Raw genomic sequence first — 16,354 nt, forward strand, 5'->3', positions numbered from 1 at the left:
CGCCACGCACGTCCAAGGGCCGTGTCCCACCCCGGGTGAGGGGGGGACACGGCCCTGGTGCGTTCCGGAACCCGCGTTCCGGAACCCGCCGCGTGCTCAGTGGAAGAAGTGCCGCGTCCCCGTGAAGTACATCGTGACGCCCGCCTTCTTCGCGGCCTCCACGACCAGTTCGTCGCGGACCGAACCGCCGGGCTGGACCACGGCCTTGACGCCGGCCGCGGTCAGGATCTCCAGACCGTCCGGGAAGGGGAAGAACGCGTCGGAGGCGGCGTACGAGCCCTGGGCGCGCTCGGCGCCGGCCCGCTCGACGGCCAGCTTCGCGGAGTCGACCCGGTTGACCTGGCCCATGCCGACGCCGACCGAGGCACCGTCCTTGGCGAGCAGGATGGCGTTGGACTTCACGGCCCGGCAGGCCTTCCAGGCGAAGGCGAGCTCGGCGAGCTCGGAGGCGGACAGCGCCTCACCGGTCGCCAGCGTCCAGTTGGCCGGGTCGTCGCCGTCGGCCTGCAGCCGGTCGGTCTCCTGGAGCAGCACGCCGCCGTCGATGGCCTTGACCTCGACCGGGTTGGCCGGGGCGCCGACGGCCTTGAGCACCCGGATGTTCTTCTTCTTGGCGAGGGCCTCCAGGGCCCCCTCCTCGTAGTCGGGCGCGACGATGACCTCGGTGAAGATCTCGGCGACCTGTTCGGCCATCTCCCGGCTCACCGGCCGGTTGACGGCGATGACCCCGCCGAACGCGGACAGCGGGTCGCAGGCGTGGGCCTTGCGGTGCGCCTCGGCGACGTCCGCGCCGATCGCGATGCCGCAGGGGTTGGCGTGCTTGATGATCGCGACGCACGGCTCGTCGTGGTCGTACGCGGCACGGCGCGCGGCGTCCGTGTCCGTGTAGTTGTTGTACGACATCTCCTTGCCGTGCAGCTGCTCGGCCTGGGCGAGGCCGCTGCCGCCGGCGTCGACGTAGAGCGCGGCGGGCTGGTGCGGGTTCTCGCCGTAGCGCAGGGTGTTCTCGCGCTCCCAGGTGGCGCCGAGGAAGTCGGGGAACGACGACTCGTCGACGGGCGCGTACGAGGACGCGAACCAGGAGGCGACCGCGACGTCGTAGGCGGCCGTGTGCTGGAACGCCTCGGCGGCCAGCCGCTTGCGGGTGGCGAGGTCGAAGCCGTCCTCCTTGACCGCGGCGAGGACGTCGGCGTACCGGGCGGGGCTGGTGACGACGGCCACGGAGGGGTGGTTCTTGGCGGCGGCGCGGACCATCGACGGGCCGCCGATGTCGATCTGCTCGACGCACTCGTCGGGCGAGGCGCCGGAGGCGACCGTCTCCCGGAACGGGTAGAGGTTGACGACGACGAGGTCGAACGGCTCGACGCCGAGCTCGGCGAGCTGCCGCTGGTGGTCCTCCAGGCGCAGGTCGGCGAGGATGCCCGCGTGCACCTTGGGGTGCAGGGTCTTGACCCGGCCGTCCAGGCACTCGGGGAAGCCGGTGAGCTCCTCGACCTTGGTGACGGGGACCCCTGCGGCGGCGATACGGGAGGCGGTGGAGCCGGTGGAGACGAGTGCGACGCCGGCCTCGTGCAGCCCGCGGGCGAGCTCTTCGAGTCCGGTCTTGTCGTAGACGCTGACGAGCGCGCGGCGGATGGGCCGCTTGTTGCTCTCGGCGGTGGCGGTCACTGGATAACTACCTTTCGTCCCTCAATGCGATAGCCGTTGCGGGCGATCCGCCCCACGACCTCGACGAGCAGCCTTCGCTCGACTTCCTTGATGCGCTCGTGCAGAGCGCTCTCGTCGTCCTCGTCCCGGACCTCCACCACGCCCTGGGCGATGATCGGTCCGGTGTCGACGCCGTCGTCGACGAAGTGGACGGTGCAGCCGGTGACCCTGGCGCCGTAAGCGAGCGCGTCCCGCACGCCGTGGGCCCCCGGAAAACTGGGGAGAAGGGCGGGGTGGGTGTTGACGAACCGCCCGCCGAACCGCGCGAGGAACTCCTTCCCCACGATCTTCATGAACCCGGCGGAGACGACCAGGTCGGGCTCGTAGGAGGAGACGGCCTCGGCGAGGGCGGCGTCCCACTCCTCCCGGGTGCCGTAGTCCTTGACCTTCCGCACGAAGGTCGGCAGCCCGGCACGCTCGGCCCGCGCCAGCCCCTCGATGCCGTCACGGTCGGCACCTACGGCGACGATCTCGGCGCCGTAGGCCTCGGCTCCGATGCGCGCGATCTCGTCGAGGAGCGCCTGCAGATTGGTGCCGGATCCGGAGACCAGCACGACGAGGCGCTTGGCCACGGGCTTGGCGGCCACGGTGGGGCCCTTTCTCGGGGGAGCGTCTGTACGGCGGCCGGACCCGTACGACGTTTGTACATTCGTACGAGTGCTTCGCGCCCCCGGATACGGGGAAGTCTACGAAGCGGCCGACCGCCAGCAACGATACCGGCACACCAGGCGGCCCCCACGGGACGGGTGCGTGGCCGGAAGGTAGCGTCTGAGAAGGAGAGGGCTCGGGAACGCGGCCGTCATGCGGCGCGTTCACGCAGTGACAGCTCACGCCAGACAGGTCGTACCAGCCGTATTCACCTAGGGGAAGACGCTCACTTGATGCCGGACCGCAGCCTGCGACTTCTCACGTTCCCCCCGCAGTCGGCACGGGGAGGAGAGCGTCGCGCCGTGCTGCTGCGCGAGCGGCCGGCCTCGCCGCCCGAAGCACCCTCGGGCCGGGAGAATGGCAACGGCGAGGAGCAGGGCGGGGCACCGAAGGACGACAACCCGTTCGCGCCCCCGCCGGAGGGCACACCGGACCGCCCGTGGCAGCCGCGACGCCCCGCGGGATCCTCCGACGAGCACCGCTCCCCCTGGGGCAACCAGTGGAGCGACCGCCAGCCGGGCCGCTCCCCCGGCGGTTTCGGCGAGCGCCCCCGCGGCCCCGAGGGCCAGGGCGGCGGCCCCGGCTCCGGTCCGGGCATGCGCTGGGACCCGACGGACCCGGCCCAGCGCCGGGGCCGGTACGCGCTCCTGTGCGGCATGTGGGCCTTCTTCTTCGCCCTCTTCGGCTGGCCGTACGTGGCCCTGCTGCTCGGCTCCCTGGCCCTCTACTGGGGTGTGAGCGCCCTGCGCGCCAAGCCCCGCGCCGCCGACCCCGACTCCCCCGTCCGGAATCAGACCGGGCGCCCCCAGACCACGGCGGCCGTCAGCGGCCTGGTCACGGCATCGCTCGCGCTCGCCCTGGTCGCCGCGACCTTCACGGCCCAGCTGGTCTACCGCGACTACTTCACCTGCGTGAACGACGCCCTCACCAACCAGGCCAAGCAGTCCTGCGACCACCTGCTGCCGCAGGAGCTGCGCGGGCTGCTGGGCGGCAACACCTGACACCGGCCTTCCGGCGCCGGGACCCCTCACGGTGTGTCCGAGGGGTCCGGTGGGGCCGAGGCATCTCTCAGCGCCGCCCAACGGGCCTCGCGGTTCACCTCGTCGTGCCACGAGGGGTTCGCGTCGTCGTACCACGAAGGGTTCGCGTCGTCGTGCCATGAGGGCACCAGCGGGACGTCGAGGGGCAGGAGGTCGTACGCGTCTTCGGCGTGCGGCTCGCGCGGGGGAGCCGGTGCGGGCTGCGCCGGAAGGCCCCCGGCGGGCAACGGCTCCGTCCCCGGTAGCGGTCCCGGTCCCCTGGTCGAGCCGCCCCGCAGCCGCCAGGCCCGCACCCCCAGCGCCAGCGGAACGGCCACCACGCCGATCCAGGCCGCCGTGGCGATCCCGGTCTGCCACCACACCGGCCCGAACCGGGCGAGCGCGGCGTCCCCGAGCGGCCCGCCCGCCAGCTCGGTCAGCACCGCGACCACGATCGCGCACACCCCCGCCGCCGTCCCCGCCACCGCGGCGGTCCCCGCGGCCGACCAGCGCCGCACCCACCGCCCCGCCTCACCGGAGGCGGCCCCGCCAGCCCCCTCCGGCTCCCCGCGCCGCACGGCCGCGGCGACCGTGAACCACGCCACCGTCACCCCCGCCACCACGGGCACCACCCCGGCCGCCCAGTTCAGCGGCCCGCCGCCGCCCGCCTCCGGCACCGCCGCCAGCAACGGGAACGGCGGCAGCAACGGCGCCGGGTCCGCGAAGAGCGGGTACACCACGTGCCCGGTACCGAGCGCGAACCCCGGCCCGAGGGCGTACGCCGCCGACCACACCGCCGCATTCGGGAGCAGGGCGGCACACAGCAACAGAACGGCGAACCGCCCCGACAAGCCCTCCGTCAGCTGGCCGAAGGCCGCGCGCGCCACCCCGCCGTGCCCCACCAGCGACACCCCGAGCAACAGCACCCCGCCTCCGAAGAGCACCGAGGCGCCCGCACCGGCGGCCCGCAGCGCGGCACCGAGGCGCGCCCGGCCGTCCGCCCCGAGGACCAGCCGGCGCAGCCGCCCCGGCAGCAGCACCAGCACGCTCAGCAGCGGCGCGGGCGGGCGGCCGTACGCCGTCCACACCCCGGCACCGGCCGCACCCGTGGCGACGAGCGGCAGGCACGCCGCCACCCACCCCCACTCGGCGCGCAGTTCGCCACCGGAGGCGTACAGCTGGGCGCCGCACCCGACGGTGAGGTAGCCGAGGACCACGCCCGCCCACGCGGTCGGTGCGGCGACCGGCGGCGGCCCGTCGGCGTCGATGGGCGCGTCCACCGCGTCCCGCGCCGCCCGGTACAGCAGCAGCACCGGCAGGACCAGGAGCAGCAGCGGGGTGACGCCCACGGGCGCCGGGGCGCCGGAGAGCGTCTCGGTGCGCACCAGCTCGACCCCGTGCGCGAGGAGCCACAGCGCGGCGGCGACATGCAGCGCTGCGCCCGGCCCGCTGTCGGGGTACGGCGAGCTGATCCACATCACCATCACGGGCACGGCGAACGAACCGAGGCCGAGCCCGGCCGCGAGCGCGCCGCCCACGAGACTCGCGGCCAGTCCGGGCGATCGGTCGCGCATCCGGGCAAGCAGGGGTGACAGGTGTGACAACGACAGTCGGCGATCGGTCATCTGGATCACGACCGTCATGCTCCCAACGACACGCGCTTTCCCGTCGTAACGGGCGAAGCTCGGAAGTGTCGCTCAATATATGTTTATGTACTTTTTCGTGCGAAGAGCAAGCACGACGGACCGTCACGAGGCCGTGCCGGCGGGAGAGCTGACGCCCGCACAGGCCTTCGACGCCCTGTACGCGTTCTGCGCTCCGGCCCTCGTACGGCAGACGTACCTGCTCACCGGGCGGCGCGAGCTGGCCCGCGAGTCCGTGGAGCGCGCCTTCCAACTCGCCTGGCAGCAGTGGCCGGAGGTGGCCCAGGACCGCGATCCGGCGGGCTGGGTGCGGGCGACGGCGTACGAGTACGCGCTCTCCCCCTGGCACCAGTTCCGCCCCCGCTACCGGCACCCCGAACCACCACCCGCCGGCGCCGCCGACCGCGCCCTGCTGCACGCGCTCCTGCGGCTCCCGCCCTCGTACCGCCGCACGCTCGTGCTGTACGACGGCGTCGGCCTCGGTCTGCCGGAGACGGCGGCGGAGACGGAGGCGAGCACACCGGCGGCGGCGAACCGGCTCACTCACGCGCGCGCCGCGGTGGCCGCCGGCGTGCCCGAGCTGTCGGACCCCGCCGCGCTCCACCGGCGGCTGGCCGAACTCGCCTCCACCGAGCGCCTCCGGGCGGCGAAACCGACGACGGTGCGGACGATCGGCGAACAAAGGACCCGCTTCTGGACCCGGGCCGCCATCGCCTTCACCGTCGCGATCATCGGCGCGACGTCGCTCACGCTGCGCACCGCGCCGACCCAGTACGAGGCGCCGATCGGCCCGGCGCAGGCGATTCAGGGGGTTCCGCCGAGAACCGCGCTGGGCCCGCTGTCCAGCGCCGAGCAGCAACTGCGGGCGAAGCTCCGGACGGCGTCGGCCGGCGGACCGGAGAGGGTACTGCCGCTGCCCCGGTGAGCACCTGCGCACCCGGGCACACGGAAGGGCCCGCACCCCCCGTGAGGGTGCGGGCCCTTCCGGCTGTGGTCCGGGGCGTCAGCCGCCCAGGATCTCCCGGGCGAGCTTCGCCGTCTCGGTCGGCGTCTTGCCGACCTTGACGCCGGCGGCCTCGAGGGCCTCCTTCTTCGCCTGGGCGGTGCCGGACGAGCCGGAGACGATGGCGCCGGCGTGGCCCATGGTCTTGCCCTCGGGGGCGGTGAAGCCCGCGACGTAGCCGACGACCGGCTTGGTCACGTTCTCCTTGATGAAGGCCGCGGCCCGCTCCTCGGCGTCGCCGCCGATCTCGCCGATCATGACGATCAGGTCGGTGTCGGGGTCGTCCTGGAAGGCGGCCAGGGCGTCGATGTGCGTGGTGCCGATGATCGGGTCGCCACCGATGCCGACGGCCGTGGAGAAGCCGATGTCACGCAGCTCGTACATCATCTGGTACGTCAGCGTGCCGGACTTCGAGACCAGGCCGATGCGGCCCGGCTTGGTGATGTCGCCCGGGATGATGCCGACGTTCGACTGACCCGGGGTGATGATGCCGGGGCAGTTCGGGCCGATGATGCGGGTCTTGTTGCCCTTCTTGCCGGCGTGCGCCCAGAAGGCGGCCGTGTCGTGCACGGCGATGCCCTCGGTGATCACGACGGCCAGAGGGATCTCGGCGTCGATGGCCTCGACGACCGCGTCCTTGGTGAACTTCTCCGGCACGAAGATGACGGAGACGTTGGCGCCGGTCTTCTCGATGGCCTCGGCGACGGTGCCGAAGACCGGTACCTCGTTGCCGTCGAAGTCCACGGAGGTGCCCGCCTTGCGCGGGTTCACGCCGCCCACGACGTGGGTGCCGTCACCGAGCATGAGCTTGGTGTGCTTCATGCCGGTGGAGCCGGTCATGCCCTGGACGATGACCTTGCTGTCCTTGTTGAGCCAGATAGCCATGGTGTGTTGGTGTCCTCGTCCTGAGTGCTTACTTGGCGGCGTGGGCCAGCTCGGCGGCCTTGTCCGCCGCGCCGTCCATGGTGTCGACGCGCTGCACCAGAGGGTGGTTGGCGTCGGTGAGGATCTGCCGGCCCAGCTCGGCGTTGTTGCCGTCGAGACGGACGACCAGCGGCTTGGTGACGTTCTCGCCGCGGTCCTCCAGGAGCTTCAGGGCCTGGACGATGCCGTTGGCGACCTCGTCACAGGCGGTGATGCCACCGAAGACGTTGACGAAGACCGACTTGACGTCGGGGTCGCCGAGGATGATCTCCAGGCCGTTCGCCATGACCTGGGCGGAGGCGCCACCGCCGATGTCGAGGAAGTTGGCGGGCTTGACGCCACCGTGGTTCTCACCGGCGTAGGCGACGACGTCCAGGGTGCTCATGACGAGACCCGCGCCGTTGCCGATGATGCCGACCTCGCCCTCGAGCTTGACGTAGTTGAGGCCCTTCGCCTTGGCAGCGGCCTCCAGCGGGTTGGCCGCGTCCTTGTCGTGGAGCTCCTCGTACTCGGGGTGACGGAACTCGGCGTTCTCGTCGAGCGACACCTTGCCGTCGAGGGCGATGACCTCACCGGAGGCGACCTTGGCCAGCGGGTTGACCTCGACCAGGAGGGCGTCCGACTTGATGAAGGTGTCCCACAGCGTGACGAGGACGTTCGCGACCTTGTCGGCGACCTCGGCCGGGAACTTGGCGGCCGCGACGATCTCGCGGGCCTTGGCCTCGTCCACGCCGTCGATGGGGTTGATCGGGGTCTGGGCGACAGCCTCCGGACGGGTGGCCGCCACCTCCTCGATCTCCATGCCGCCCTCGACGGAGGCGATGGAGAGGAAGGTGCGGTTGGCACGGTCGAGGAGGAAGGAGACGTAGTACTCCTCGACGATCTCCGGAGCGGTCTCGGCGATCATGACCTTGTGGACCGTGTGGCCCTTGATGTCCATGCCGAGGATGTCCGTCGCACGGGCGACGGCCTCGTCCGCGGAGGCGGCCAGCTTGACGCCACCGGCCTTGCCACGACCACCGACCTTCACCTGCGCCTTGACGACGGACTTGCCGCCCAGCCGCTCGGTGATCTCGCGCGCCGCCTCAGGCGTGTCGATGACTTCACCGGCCAGCACCGGTACATCGTGCTTGGCGAAGAGGTCCCTCGCCTGGTACTCGAACAGGTCCACGCGCTTCCGTCCCTATCAGTGATCTCGCGGTTCGTTGGATGCGTGGGCGTGCCGCGAAGGGCAACGTGACGTCCGCGTGTGTCACTAGGGGGGCGCACACGGTGTCCGAGCGCGCGGCATGTCCGTCTCGCAGGTTATCGCCGCTTGCAGGGGCGCCCTAAATCGAGGGTCACACCTGAGCGGTGATACCTGTCACATGATGCCGGGTTTTCTGGCACGGCGTGCCGGGGCGAGGAGGCCTCACCGGGCTGGGGTTGACCCGGTGAGGCCTCCGGAACGGCCCCGAGGGGCCCTGGCCTGCTGATCCCCACCCCAATGGGGACCAGCCGGCTCAGTCCGTGAGGTGTCGTCCGAACGCACCGACGGCATTCGGCCGTTCGGAACCTCAGCCCCACGGAGTCGGTCACGGCGGGTCGGCTCAGACGCCGTAGGTGTGCCCGTCGTGCACGTTGTGCAGGTCGTGCGCGTACCCCGTGTGCGGCAGATAAGTCGGGGTAATCGATTCGGCCGCACCCGCCGCGCCGGTGACGGCATGGGCGGTGAGCGGGGCCGCGGTGGCGTGGACGGTGCCGGTCAGGTCCTGCGCGAAGGAGCCCGCCTGCCCGGCGACCCCCTGGGCGAACGGGGCGGCCTCGCCGGCCACACCGCCCGCGAACGGATCGGCGTCACCCGTCACGCCGTACGCCAGCGTCGTGGCGCTGCCCGCGACCGGCTCGACGGTCCGGGCGGCGGTGCCGACGACCGGCCGTACGGCACCGGTGACCCCGTACGCGAACGGCGGCACCTCCCCCGCCGCGTCCTGCGCGAAGGAGCCCGCCTGCCCGGTCACGCCGTCCGCGAGCGGCGGTACGGCGCCGACGACGCCGTCCGCGAAGGGCCGGCCGTCGCCCACCGCACCGGGCGCGAGCGTCCCGGCGTCCGCCACGGCCTGCCCGGCGACCGGCAGGACGCCGTGCACGGCGGCACCGGCCACGGGTGGCAGAACGGCTTCCGTGGTGTCGTACGCCACCTGGCCGACCAGGCCGGTGGCGTACGGAGGCACGTCCGCCACGACTCCGCCGACGACCGGCTGGACGCCCTGGACGACGCCGCCCACGACGGGCTCCACATCGGCGGCCACCCCGTACGCGAGCGCGGTCGCCGCGTTCACGGCGTGCCCGGCGACGGGGGTCGCCCCGGCCACGGCGTGCCGGGCCACAGGCGCAACCCCTGCCGCGGCGCGACCGGCTACCGGCACGGCCCCGTGCACGGCGTCGGCGGCGACCGGCGGGGCGACCGCGGCGGCCGTCTCGTCCACCACGGGGGTGACGGTGCCGGGAACGGCGCTCACCGTGCCGACCAGCCGCTGCTCGATCCCGCCGACGGTGCCGGTGAGGTGACCAGGCACGGCGGACACGGAGGCCTCGGCTGCGGTCGTCACCTCGTCGGCCCCGCCCCGGGCGACGCCGAGGGCGCCGGCGGCCCGGCCCTGTGCGGCGGCGACGGTGTGCTGGGCCTTGGTCCGTACGACGCCGTCCACGCCCTGGGCCTTGGTGCGGGCGGCCGCCTGGGTGGCCTGGAGCTTGGTCTGGGCGGCGGCCAGGGCCTGCTCCAGCTCGGGGGCGAAGGAGGAGAGCGGGCCGAAGAGGTAGTCGATCTCGTCCTGCGGGGAGGTGGCGTCGGAGACCGTGCCGGCCGCCTCGGCAGACGCGCGGTCGGCCAGGTGGGTGGTTCCGGCCTTCGCGGCACGGGCCGCCCGGGCGCCCTCGATGGCCTGGGCACCCTTGGCCTTGGCGGCGGCCGGGACCTTGGCGTCGACGTGGCGGCGGGCCTGGTCCGCGTTGCCGGCGGCGGTTCCGGCCGCGGCGGTGGCTCCGGCGGCGGTTCCGGCCGTGTGCTCGGCCTCGGCCGCCGTGCCCTGGGCGTCGGACACCGTGGATGTCGCCCTGCCGGTGGTGTCCGCGACCGTCGAGGCCGCGCCGCCGGTGACGCCGGTGACCGTGTCGTGCACGTCGGACACGACACCGTCGACCGTGTCGGTGACCCCGGAGGTCGTGTCGGACGTCGTGTCGGACACGGAGAGGGACGAGGCGGGCAGTTCGTCGGCGCTGGCCACGGCCGAGCCGAGCGCCCACGCGCCGGTGACTCCGGCGGCTATGACGATGGAGCGGCGGATGTTCTTGTTCATGCGTGCGTCAGATCCTTAAGGGGTTCCTGGACGTCGGAGCCGCAAGGGGCTGCCAGGACGTCGGAAGCGCGACTGGGAGACTCGGGAGACTTGGCCGTCCGGAGCTCGGAGGGGTGTCCGGACGGTCGGGCGGACCTGTTCCGCCCCCGCGCGACAGGTCCACGGCGGGGAGGTGGCCGTAGGCCCTGTCGCCCTAGCCGGGGAAGACGGGAATGTCCCGGTGCCTGTCCCTGGTCCCGGCCGCGTCGACGCGCGCGGCGGTACCGGGCGCGAGACGCAGCGGCGCCCGGTGGTTCGGGGTGACGGCGTGAGCGTCACCGTGCCTCGGGGAGTCGTTGCCGACCGCCGGCCTGCCCGGCGCGCCGCCCTGGTCGCCGGGGGGCGCGGGGTGGCTCGGGGCGTTGACGGGGGGTGCGGCTCGGTGGCCGTCGGCGTGTGCCGCCGGGCCCGGCGCGGGGGCGGCGGCGGTGCGGTCCGGTCCGTACGCGCCGGTCGTCGTCGTGGGCTCGGCCGTACGGGCCGTCGCGCCCCGGATGCCGTCACCGGCCGACGACCCGGCGACGCCGGGCCGCTTCGTCCCGGGTTCCGGGGTGACCGGCGCCGGCAGCAGCCGGCCGGGCAGCTCGGACACTCCGGGAAGCCCGGGCAGTTGGGGAAGTGCGGGCAGCGACGGCAGCTTGGTGCGCGCCTCGCCCAGTTCCTTGGTCACGGTCCCGACCAGGTCCCCGACCGGCCGCACGACACGACGGGGCACGGAACCAACCGCTTCCCGGTCCACCGGAGCGACGGCGGCAGCCGCACGGCGACCGGCGTGCTCGACCGGAGCGGCAACGGGTGCGGGTGCGGCAGCGGCAGCGGCAGCGGCCGGAGCGGTGACCGCCCCGACGACGCTCTTCGTCGGTACCTTCCGCGGAGCGGCCCGCACCGCGTCCGCCGAGACCGACGGCACGGACGCGACCGAGGTCACCGACGGCGCCCCCTCCGCGGCGTGCGCCTGCTCGCCGCAGAGGAAACCGAGCGCGAGCAGACCGCCCACCAGCAGCGCCAGTTGCAGCGCACGCCGCCCGGCCGCAGTGCGCGACACACGCACAGCGGCACCGGGCAGAGCTGCTGGCCAGTTCAAGAGGGGAAGGGTCCTCCCGTGCGGCGGAACGAATGACGCGTGGGCACGACGCGGGCGCGCTCGATCCTCGCACGGCCCGCCCGCGGTTGCGCAAGCCCCCTGTTACCGATGGGTAGTCATGTCCCTTTTCCCGCCTGGCGTCACGCGCTGTCCGGTATCGGAAGCGGGCGCTTCTCGATCGCCGCCGCCATCACCTCCGGGAACAGGTCGGGCGTGCAGGCGAAGGCGGGCGCGCCCAGCGCGGCGAGCGCGGCCGCGTGATCCCGGTCGTACGCGGGCGCCCCCTCGTCCGACAGCGCGAGCAGCGCGACGAACTGGACACCCGACGCCTTCATCGCCGCGACCCGCTTCAGCATCTCGTTCCGTATGCCTCCCTCGTAGAGGTCGCTGATGAGCACCACCACGGTCTCGGCGGGCCGGGTGATCTGCGACTGGCAGTAGGCGAGCGCCCGGTTGATGTCCGTGCCGCCGCCGAGCTGGGTGCCGAAGAGGACGTCGACGGGGTCGTCGAGCTGGTCGGTGAGGTCGACGACAGCCGTGTCGAAGACGACGAGCCGGGTGCTGATCGACCGCATGGAGGCGAGCACCGCCCCGAACACCGACGCGTAGACGACGGACGCCGCCATCGACCCCGACTGGTCGATGCAGAGGATGACCTCCTTCTTCACGGACTGGGCGGCGCGGCCGTAGCCGATGAGCCGTTCCGGCACGACCGTGCGGTACTCCGGCAGGTAGTGCTTGAGGTTGGCGGCGATCGTGCGGTTCCAGTCGATGTCGTGGTGGCGCGGCCGGTTGACCCGGGCGCTGCGGTCGAGGGCACCGGTGAGGGTGGCCCGGGTGCGGGTGGCGAGCCGCTTCTCCAGGTCCTCGACGACCTTGCGCACGACCGCCCGCGCCGTCTCCTTGGTGGTCTCCGGCATCGCCTTGTTGAGGGAGAGCAGCGTGCCGACCAGGTGCACATCGGCCTCCACCGCCTCCAGCATCTCCGGTTCGAGCAGCAGGGAGGCCAGTCCGAGCCGGTCGATGGCGTCCCGCTGCATGACCTGGACGACGGAGGAGGGGAAGTAGGTGCGGATGTCCCCCAGCCAGCGTGCCACGGACGGCGCCGACGCCCCGAGCCCGGCCGAACGGTCCCGTCCTGTCCGCGCTTTGTCCGCCTTCCCGTAGAGCGCGGCGAGCGCTCCGTCCATCGCGGCGTCCTGCCCGGACAGCGCGCAGCCGGTTCCGTCGGCCGTGTCGCCCCCGAGCACCAGCCGCCAGCGCCGCAGCCGCTCCTGGGCCGGTTCCACCGGTTCGGTCTTCATGTCCCCACTCCCACAAGGTGGTTGTCGACCACGTCGCCCGCCTGCTCTCCGTCGTCATCCAGTCCGAGCAGCAGCCGCACGAGCGGCAGAACGGCGTCCGCGCGCACGGTGTCCAGTTCGGCGTCGAAGCCGGGCGGGCCACCTGCCCGGCCCAACGTGCTCCCCCGCTCCCCCGGCCCGCGCCGCACCAGCTCGCCGAGCGTTCTGCGCACGCCCGGCTCGTAGGCCGAGAAGGTCCGCCGCAGCAGCGGCAGTACGTCCGTGAACGCCTCCGCCGGCACCCCGGTCAGCCAGGCGTCCACCAGACCGAGCAGCCTCTCGTCGTGCACGAGCAGCATCCCGCCCCCGCCGCCGACGAAGCCCTCGATCCACGCGGCGGCGTCCGGCGGCGGTGTCCCCGGCGACAGCACGAGCCCCATCAGCCGGGCGGCCTCGTCCGGCCCCAACTCCCCTTCGTCCAGCAGCAGCCGCACGGCACGCCCCCGGATGACACCGGGTACGGTGTCCCGCCCGGACAGGACACCGAGCACGGAGCGCCAGCGGGTGCGCAGGTGGCCGTGTCCCACGGCGGAGGCCTCCCCCAGCAGTCCCACCGCCCCGTGCACCTCGTCCACATGGCGCCGCATCTCCTCGGCCGCGTCCGGGTCCAGGGCGGCGCAGGCCGGGGGCAGGCCGACGAAGATCCGCTCGGCGAGGCCCGCGGCGACCTCGGCGAGGGCCCGGGTGTCCGTGCCGCGTACGTCGCCGTAGCGCAGGGAGCGGACGAGGGCGGGGAGTGCCTTGGCGAGGTGGCCGACGTCCGCGTCTAGGGCCGCTCGGTCGGCGAGCACCCGCATCACCACGGGGAGCGCGTCCGGCAGTTCGGCGAGCAGACAGTGTTCGGCGAGCTCGGTCACCTCGGCGAGGGACTGCGCGGCCACGGCGTCCGCCTCGGCCCTGGCGGTCGCGGCGCCGAGCACCGTCGTACCCCAGACCCCCGCTTCGGCGACCCGCACGGACAGTTCTGGCTCCCAGCGCAGCCGCCACGTCTCACGGAACGTGCCCGTACTGCCCCGTGACTCGGACTGCGCGCCCCACTCGATGCCGAGCAGCCGCAGCCGGTGCAGCAGCCTGCTTCGTCCGGCGTCGGTCTCCTTGCGCAGGTCGAGCTCCAGCTGCCGCTCCAGCGCCTCCGGCTTGAGCCGCAGGGTCCGCTGCAGCCGGGCCAGGTCGCGCTGCAACGGCACCGCGGGTGCCGTCTCGGGGACCTCGCCCAGCACGTCCCCGACGACCAGCCGGTCGTGCACGAGCGCCAGCGGCACGTCCGAGCCGTCACACATCACCGCGCGCACGGCCTCGGTCGTCTCGCTCAGCCCGGCCAGCGGACGGCCCCGCATCGCGGCGAGCGTCTCCGCCAGCCGCACCGCCTCGATGACGTGGGCCGAGGACACGATCCGGTCCTCCTCGCGCAGCAGCCCGGCCACCTTGGTCAGCCATCTCTCGACCGGCCGGTCAGGCGCGCCGAACAGATGCCCGTACCAGCCCGGCGAGTCGATGCCCGCCCCGTACCCGCTGAACCGGGACAGCCTGCGGTATGTCCAGGGCACCCACGTCATGTCCACCTTGGCCTTGGGCAGCCCCTTCAGCAGGGCCCGGTCGGTGGCCACGGCGGCCTTCTGCCGCAGCGCGGGCACATGCCACGCCCCGCACACCACGGCCACCGCGTCGCCGAACTCACGTTGCGCGGCACGCAGTTGGAGCCGCATGTGCGCCTCCCGCACGAGGTCCCGGGTGTGGCCGCCGACCCCGTACGTCTCCCGGAGCGCCCCCATGGCCTCCTCCAGCGCGGCGAACGGCGCGAACGCGTCCCGCTCGCGGGTCCCCCGGTGCTCGACGACGTCCTCCCACCACCGCTCGGGATCGTCGTAGCCTCCCGCCTCGGCGAGCACGGCGATCGGGTCGACGCGGACGTCCGGCTCCTGGACACTCTCCTCGGTTCCCTCGGCTCCCTCGGCCCCGGGCGGCGTCTTCTCCCCTTCCTTCTCCTCGTCCTTCTCTTTTTCCTCCTCCTCTTCCTTGCCTCGCGCCAGCGTGTGCGTGGCCGGCAGGTCGATGAAGCGGGCCGGGACCCCGTGCTCCAGAGCCCAGCGGATCGCCACCCACTCCGGGGAGAACGCGGCCAGCGGCCAGAACGCCGAACGGCCCGGCTCGTCCACGGCGTGGGCGAGGAGCGCGACCGGGGGACGCATGTCCTCGTCGGCGGCCAGCGGGATCAGCGCGTCGGCCTCGGGCGGCCCCTCGATCAGGACCGCGCTCGGCCGCGCGGCGTCCAGCGCGGCCCGTACGGCCCGCGCCGACCCGGGGCCGTGGTGCCGCACCCCGAGCAGCAGCGGCCCGGGGCCGGGCGCCCTCTCCCACCCGGAGTCGTTCACGCGCTCACCTCACGGCAGGCCCGGTAGAAGTCCTTCCAGCCGTCCCGCTCACGGACGACCGTCTCCAGGTACTCCTGCCAGACGACACGGTCGGCGGCCGGGTCACGGACGACGGCGCCGAGGATGCCCGCGGCGACGTCGGCCGGCCGCAGCACGCCGTCGCCGAAGTGGGCGGCGAGCGCGAGGCCGTTGGTGACGACGGAGATCGCCTCGGCCGTGGACAGCGTGCCGCTGGGCGACTTCAGCTTCGTACGGCCGTCGGTGGTGACCCCGTCGCGCAGCTCGCGGAAGACGGTCACGACACGGCGGATCTCGTCGATGCCGTCCGGTACGGCGGGCAGGTCGAGGGAGCGGCCGATCTGGTCGACGCGGCGCGAGACGATGTCGACCTCGGCGTCGGCGCTCTCCGGCAGCGGCAGCACCACTGTGTTGAAGCGGCGGCGCAGGGCGCTGGACAGATCGTTGACCCCGCGGTCGCGGTCGTTGGCCGTGGCGATCAGGTTGAAGCCGCGGACCGCCTGCACCTCCTGGCCCAGCTCCGGGATCGGCAGCGTCTTCTCGGACAGGATCGTGATCAGCGTGTCCTGCACATCGGCCGGGATGCGGGTGAGCTCCTCCACGCGTGCCGTCATGCCCTCGGCCATGGCCCGCATGACGGGGCTGGGCACGAGGGCATCGCGGCTGGGGCCGTGGGCGAGCAGCCGCGCGTAGTTCCAGCCGTAGCGGATCGCCTCCTCCGGCGTGCCGGCCGTGCCCTGCACCAGCAGCGTCGAGTCGCCGCTCACCGCGGCGGCCAGGTGCTCGGACACCCAGGTCTTGGCCGTACCGGGCACGCCGAGCAGGAGCAGCGCGCGGTCGGTGGCGAGCGTGGTGACCGCGACCTCGACGATGCGGCGCGGGCCCACGTACTTCGGCGTGATCACCGTGCCGTCCGGCAGCGTGCCGCCGAGCAGGTACGTCGCCACCGCCCACGGCGACAGTTTCCAGCGCTCCGGGCGCGGGCGGTCGTCCTGGGCGGCCAGCGCGGCGAGTTCGGCGGCGAAGGCGTCCTCGGCGTGCGGCCGCAAGGCCTCGGCCGGCTCCGGCTCCTTTCCGAGTGCTTCGGCTGCTTCGACTGCCTGTACGGACGTCGGTTCCACGGACACAGACATGGCTGAGGCCCCCTCCAGCTCGGCCGGTTCGGTCTGCCACCAACCGTGCACCACGCCACTGACAATGCGTCCTGACCTGCACA

12 protein-coding genes are annotated in these 16,354 nt (G+C 73.3%); 2 read left to right on the plus strand and 10 right to left on the minus strand.

From position 1 onward, the window contains the following. Nucleotides 1-96: 96 nt before the first annotated feature. Nucleotides 97-1,668 (minus strand): bifunctional phosphoribosylaminoimidazolecarboxamide formyltransferase/IMP cyclohydrolase, encoded by a 1,572-nt coding sequence (gene purH, locus ACIPSA_RS09885; protein ID WP_402631158.1) that lies wholly within the window; start codon nucleotides 1,666-1,668, stop codon nucleotides 97-99. Further along, nucleotides 1,665-2,294 carry a phosphoribosylglycinamide formyltransferase gene (purN, locus tag ACIPSA_RS09890; RefSeq protein WP_402631161.1) on the minus strand — a complete coding sequence of 210 codons (630 nt, stop codon included), beginning with the start codon at nucleotides 2,292-2,294 and terminating at the stop codon, nucleotides 1,665-1,667. Before purN ends, purH begins: the two co-directional genes overlap by 4 nt. A gap of 294 nt (nucleotides 2,295-2,588) precedes the next feature. Between purN and ACIPSA_RS09895 the strand changes: the two genes are divergently transcribed. Beyond that, nucleotides 2,589-3,356 carry a hypothetical protein gene (locus ACIPSA_RS09895; RefSeq protein ID WP_402631163.1) on the plus strand — a complete coding sequence of 256 codons (768 nt, stop codon included), beginning with the start codon at nucleotides 2,589-2,591 and terminating at the stop codon, nucleotides 3,354-3,356. 26 nt (nucleotides 3,357-3,382) lie between these two features. Here the strand turns inward: ACIPSA_RS09895 and ACIPSA_RS09900 are convergent, their stop codons facing one another. Next, nucleotides 3,383-5,017 carry a DUF6350 family protein gene (locus tag ACIPSA_RS09900; protein WP_402631166.1) on the minus strand — a complete coding sequence of 545 codons (1,635 nt, stop codon included), beginning with the start codon at nucleotides 5,015-5,017 and terminating at the stop codon, nucleotides 3,383-3,385. A gap of 67 nt (nucleotides 5,018-5,084) precedes the next feature. Here ACIPSA_RS09900 and ACIPSA_RS09905 point away from each other — a divergent pair, with 67 nt between their 5' ends. Further along, nucleotides 5,085-5,942 (plus strand): sigma factor-like helix-turn-helix DNA-binding protein, encoded by an 858-nt coding sequence (locus ACIPSA_RS09905; protein ID WP_402631169.1) that lies wholly within the window; start codon nucleotides 5,085-5,087, stop codon nucleotides 5,940-5,942. A gap of 78 nt (nucleotides 5,943-6,020) precedes the next feature. Here the strand turns inward: ACIPSA_RS09905 and sucD are convergent, their stop codons facing one another. From sucD to ACIPSA_RS09940, 7 genes are all read right to left on the minus strand, one after another. After that, a complete protein-coding gene (gene sucD / locus ACIPSA_RS09910; RefSeq protein ID WP_402631172.1) occupies nucleotides 6,021-6,905 on the minus strand; it encodes a succinate--CoA ligase subunit alpha in 885 nt (294 codons plus the stop codon). 28 nt (nucleotides 6,906-6,933) lie between these two features. Beyond that, the gene (gene sucC, locus ACIPSA_RS09915; RefSeq protein WP_402631174.1) at nucleotides 6,934-8,115 is read right to left on the minus strand and encodes an ADP-forming succinate--CoA ligase subunit beta; all 1,182 of its coding nucleotides are present in this window, start codon (nucleotides 8,113-8,115) and stop codon (nucleotides 6,934-6,936) included. Nucleotides 8,116-8,533: 418 nt separating this feature from the next. Next, complete coding sequence (locus tag ACIPSA_RS09920; protein WP_402631177.1) at nucleotides 8,534-10,282, minus strand: hypothetical protein; 1,749 nt, start codon at nucleotides 10,280-10,282, stop codon at nucleotides 8,534-8,536. A 193-nt stretch (nucleotides 10,283-10,475) separates the two neighbouring features. Next, a complete protein-coding gene (locus ACIPSA_RS09925) occupies nucleotides 10,476-11,366 on the minus strand; it encodes a hypothetical protein (protein ID WP_402631180.1) in 891 nt (296 codons plus the stop codon). Between the two features lie 179 nt (nucleotides 11,367-11,545). Further along, the gene (locus ACIPSA_RS09930) at nucleotides 11,546-12,709 is read right to left on the minus strand and encodes a VWA domain-containing protein (protein WP_402631183.1); all 1,164 of its coding nucleotides are present in this window, start codon (nucleotides 12,707-12,709) and stop codon (nucleotides 11,546-11,548) included. Further along, a complete protein-coding gene (locus ACIPSA_RS09935) occupies nucleotides 12,706-15,120 on the minus strand; it encodes a DUF5682 family protein (protein ID WP_402631186.1) in 2,415 nt (804 codons plus the stop codon). Before ACIPSA_RS09935 ends, ACIPSA_RS09930 begins: the two co-directional genes overlap by 4 nt. Then, entirely contained in the window at nucleotides 15,117-16,271 is a 1,155-nt protein-coding gene (locus ACIPSA_RS09940) for an AAA family ATPase (RefSeq protein ID WP_402631188.1), read from the minus strand. The genes ACIPSA_RS09935 and ACIPSA_RS09940 overlap by 4 nt, the downstream gene beginning before the upstream one ends. Nucleotides 16,272-16,354: the final 83 nt, after the last annotated feature.

It is taken from the genome of Streptomyces sp. NPDC086549, assembly GCF_044746205.1.
Classification (GTDB): domain Bacteria; phylum Actinomycetota; class Actinomycetes; order Streptomycetales; family Streptomycetaceae; genus Streptomyces.

Excerpts from the sequence above, each read along its gene's own strand:
- ACIPSA_RS09905 (WP_402631169.1), top strand. The coding sequence starts at position 5,085 with ATGTACTTTTTCGTGCGAAGAGCAAGCACGACGGACCGTCACGAGGCC.
- sucD (WP_402631172.1), bottom strand. The coding sequence starts at position 6,905 with ATGGCTATCTGGCTCAACAAGGACAGCAAGGTCATCGTCCAGGGCATG.
- ACIPSA_RS09895 (WP_402631163.1), top strand. The coding sequence starts at position 2,589 with ATGCCGGACCGCAGCCTGCGACTTCTCACGTTCCCCCCGCAGTCGGCA.
- ACIPSA_RS09900 (WP_402631166.1), bottom strand. The coding sequence starts at position 5,017 with ATGACGGTCGTGATCCAGATGACCGATCGCCGACTGTCGTTGTCACAC.
- ACIPSA_RS09930 (WP_402631183.1), bottom strand. The coding sequence starts at position 12,709 with ATGAAGACCGAACCGGTGGAACCGGCCCAGGAGCGGCTGCGGCGCTGG.
- ACIPSA_RS09940 (WP_402631188.1), bottom strand. The coding sequence starts at position 16,271 with ATGTCTGTGTCCGTGGAACCGACGTCCGTACAGGCAGTCGAAGCAGCC.
- ACIPSA_RS09920 (WP_402631177.1), bottom strand. The coding sequence starts at position 10,282 with ATGAACAAGAACATCCGCCGCTCCATCGTCATAGCCGCCGGAGTCACC.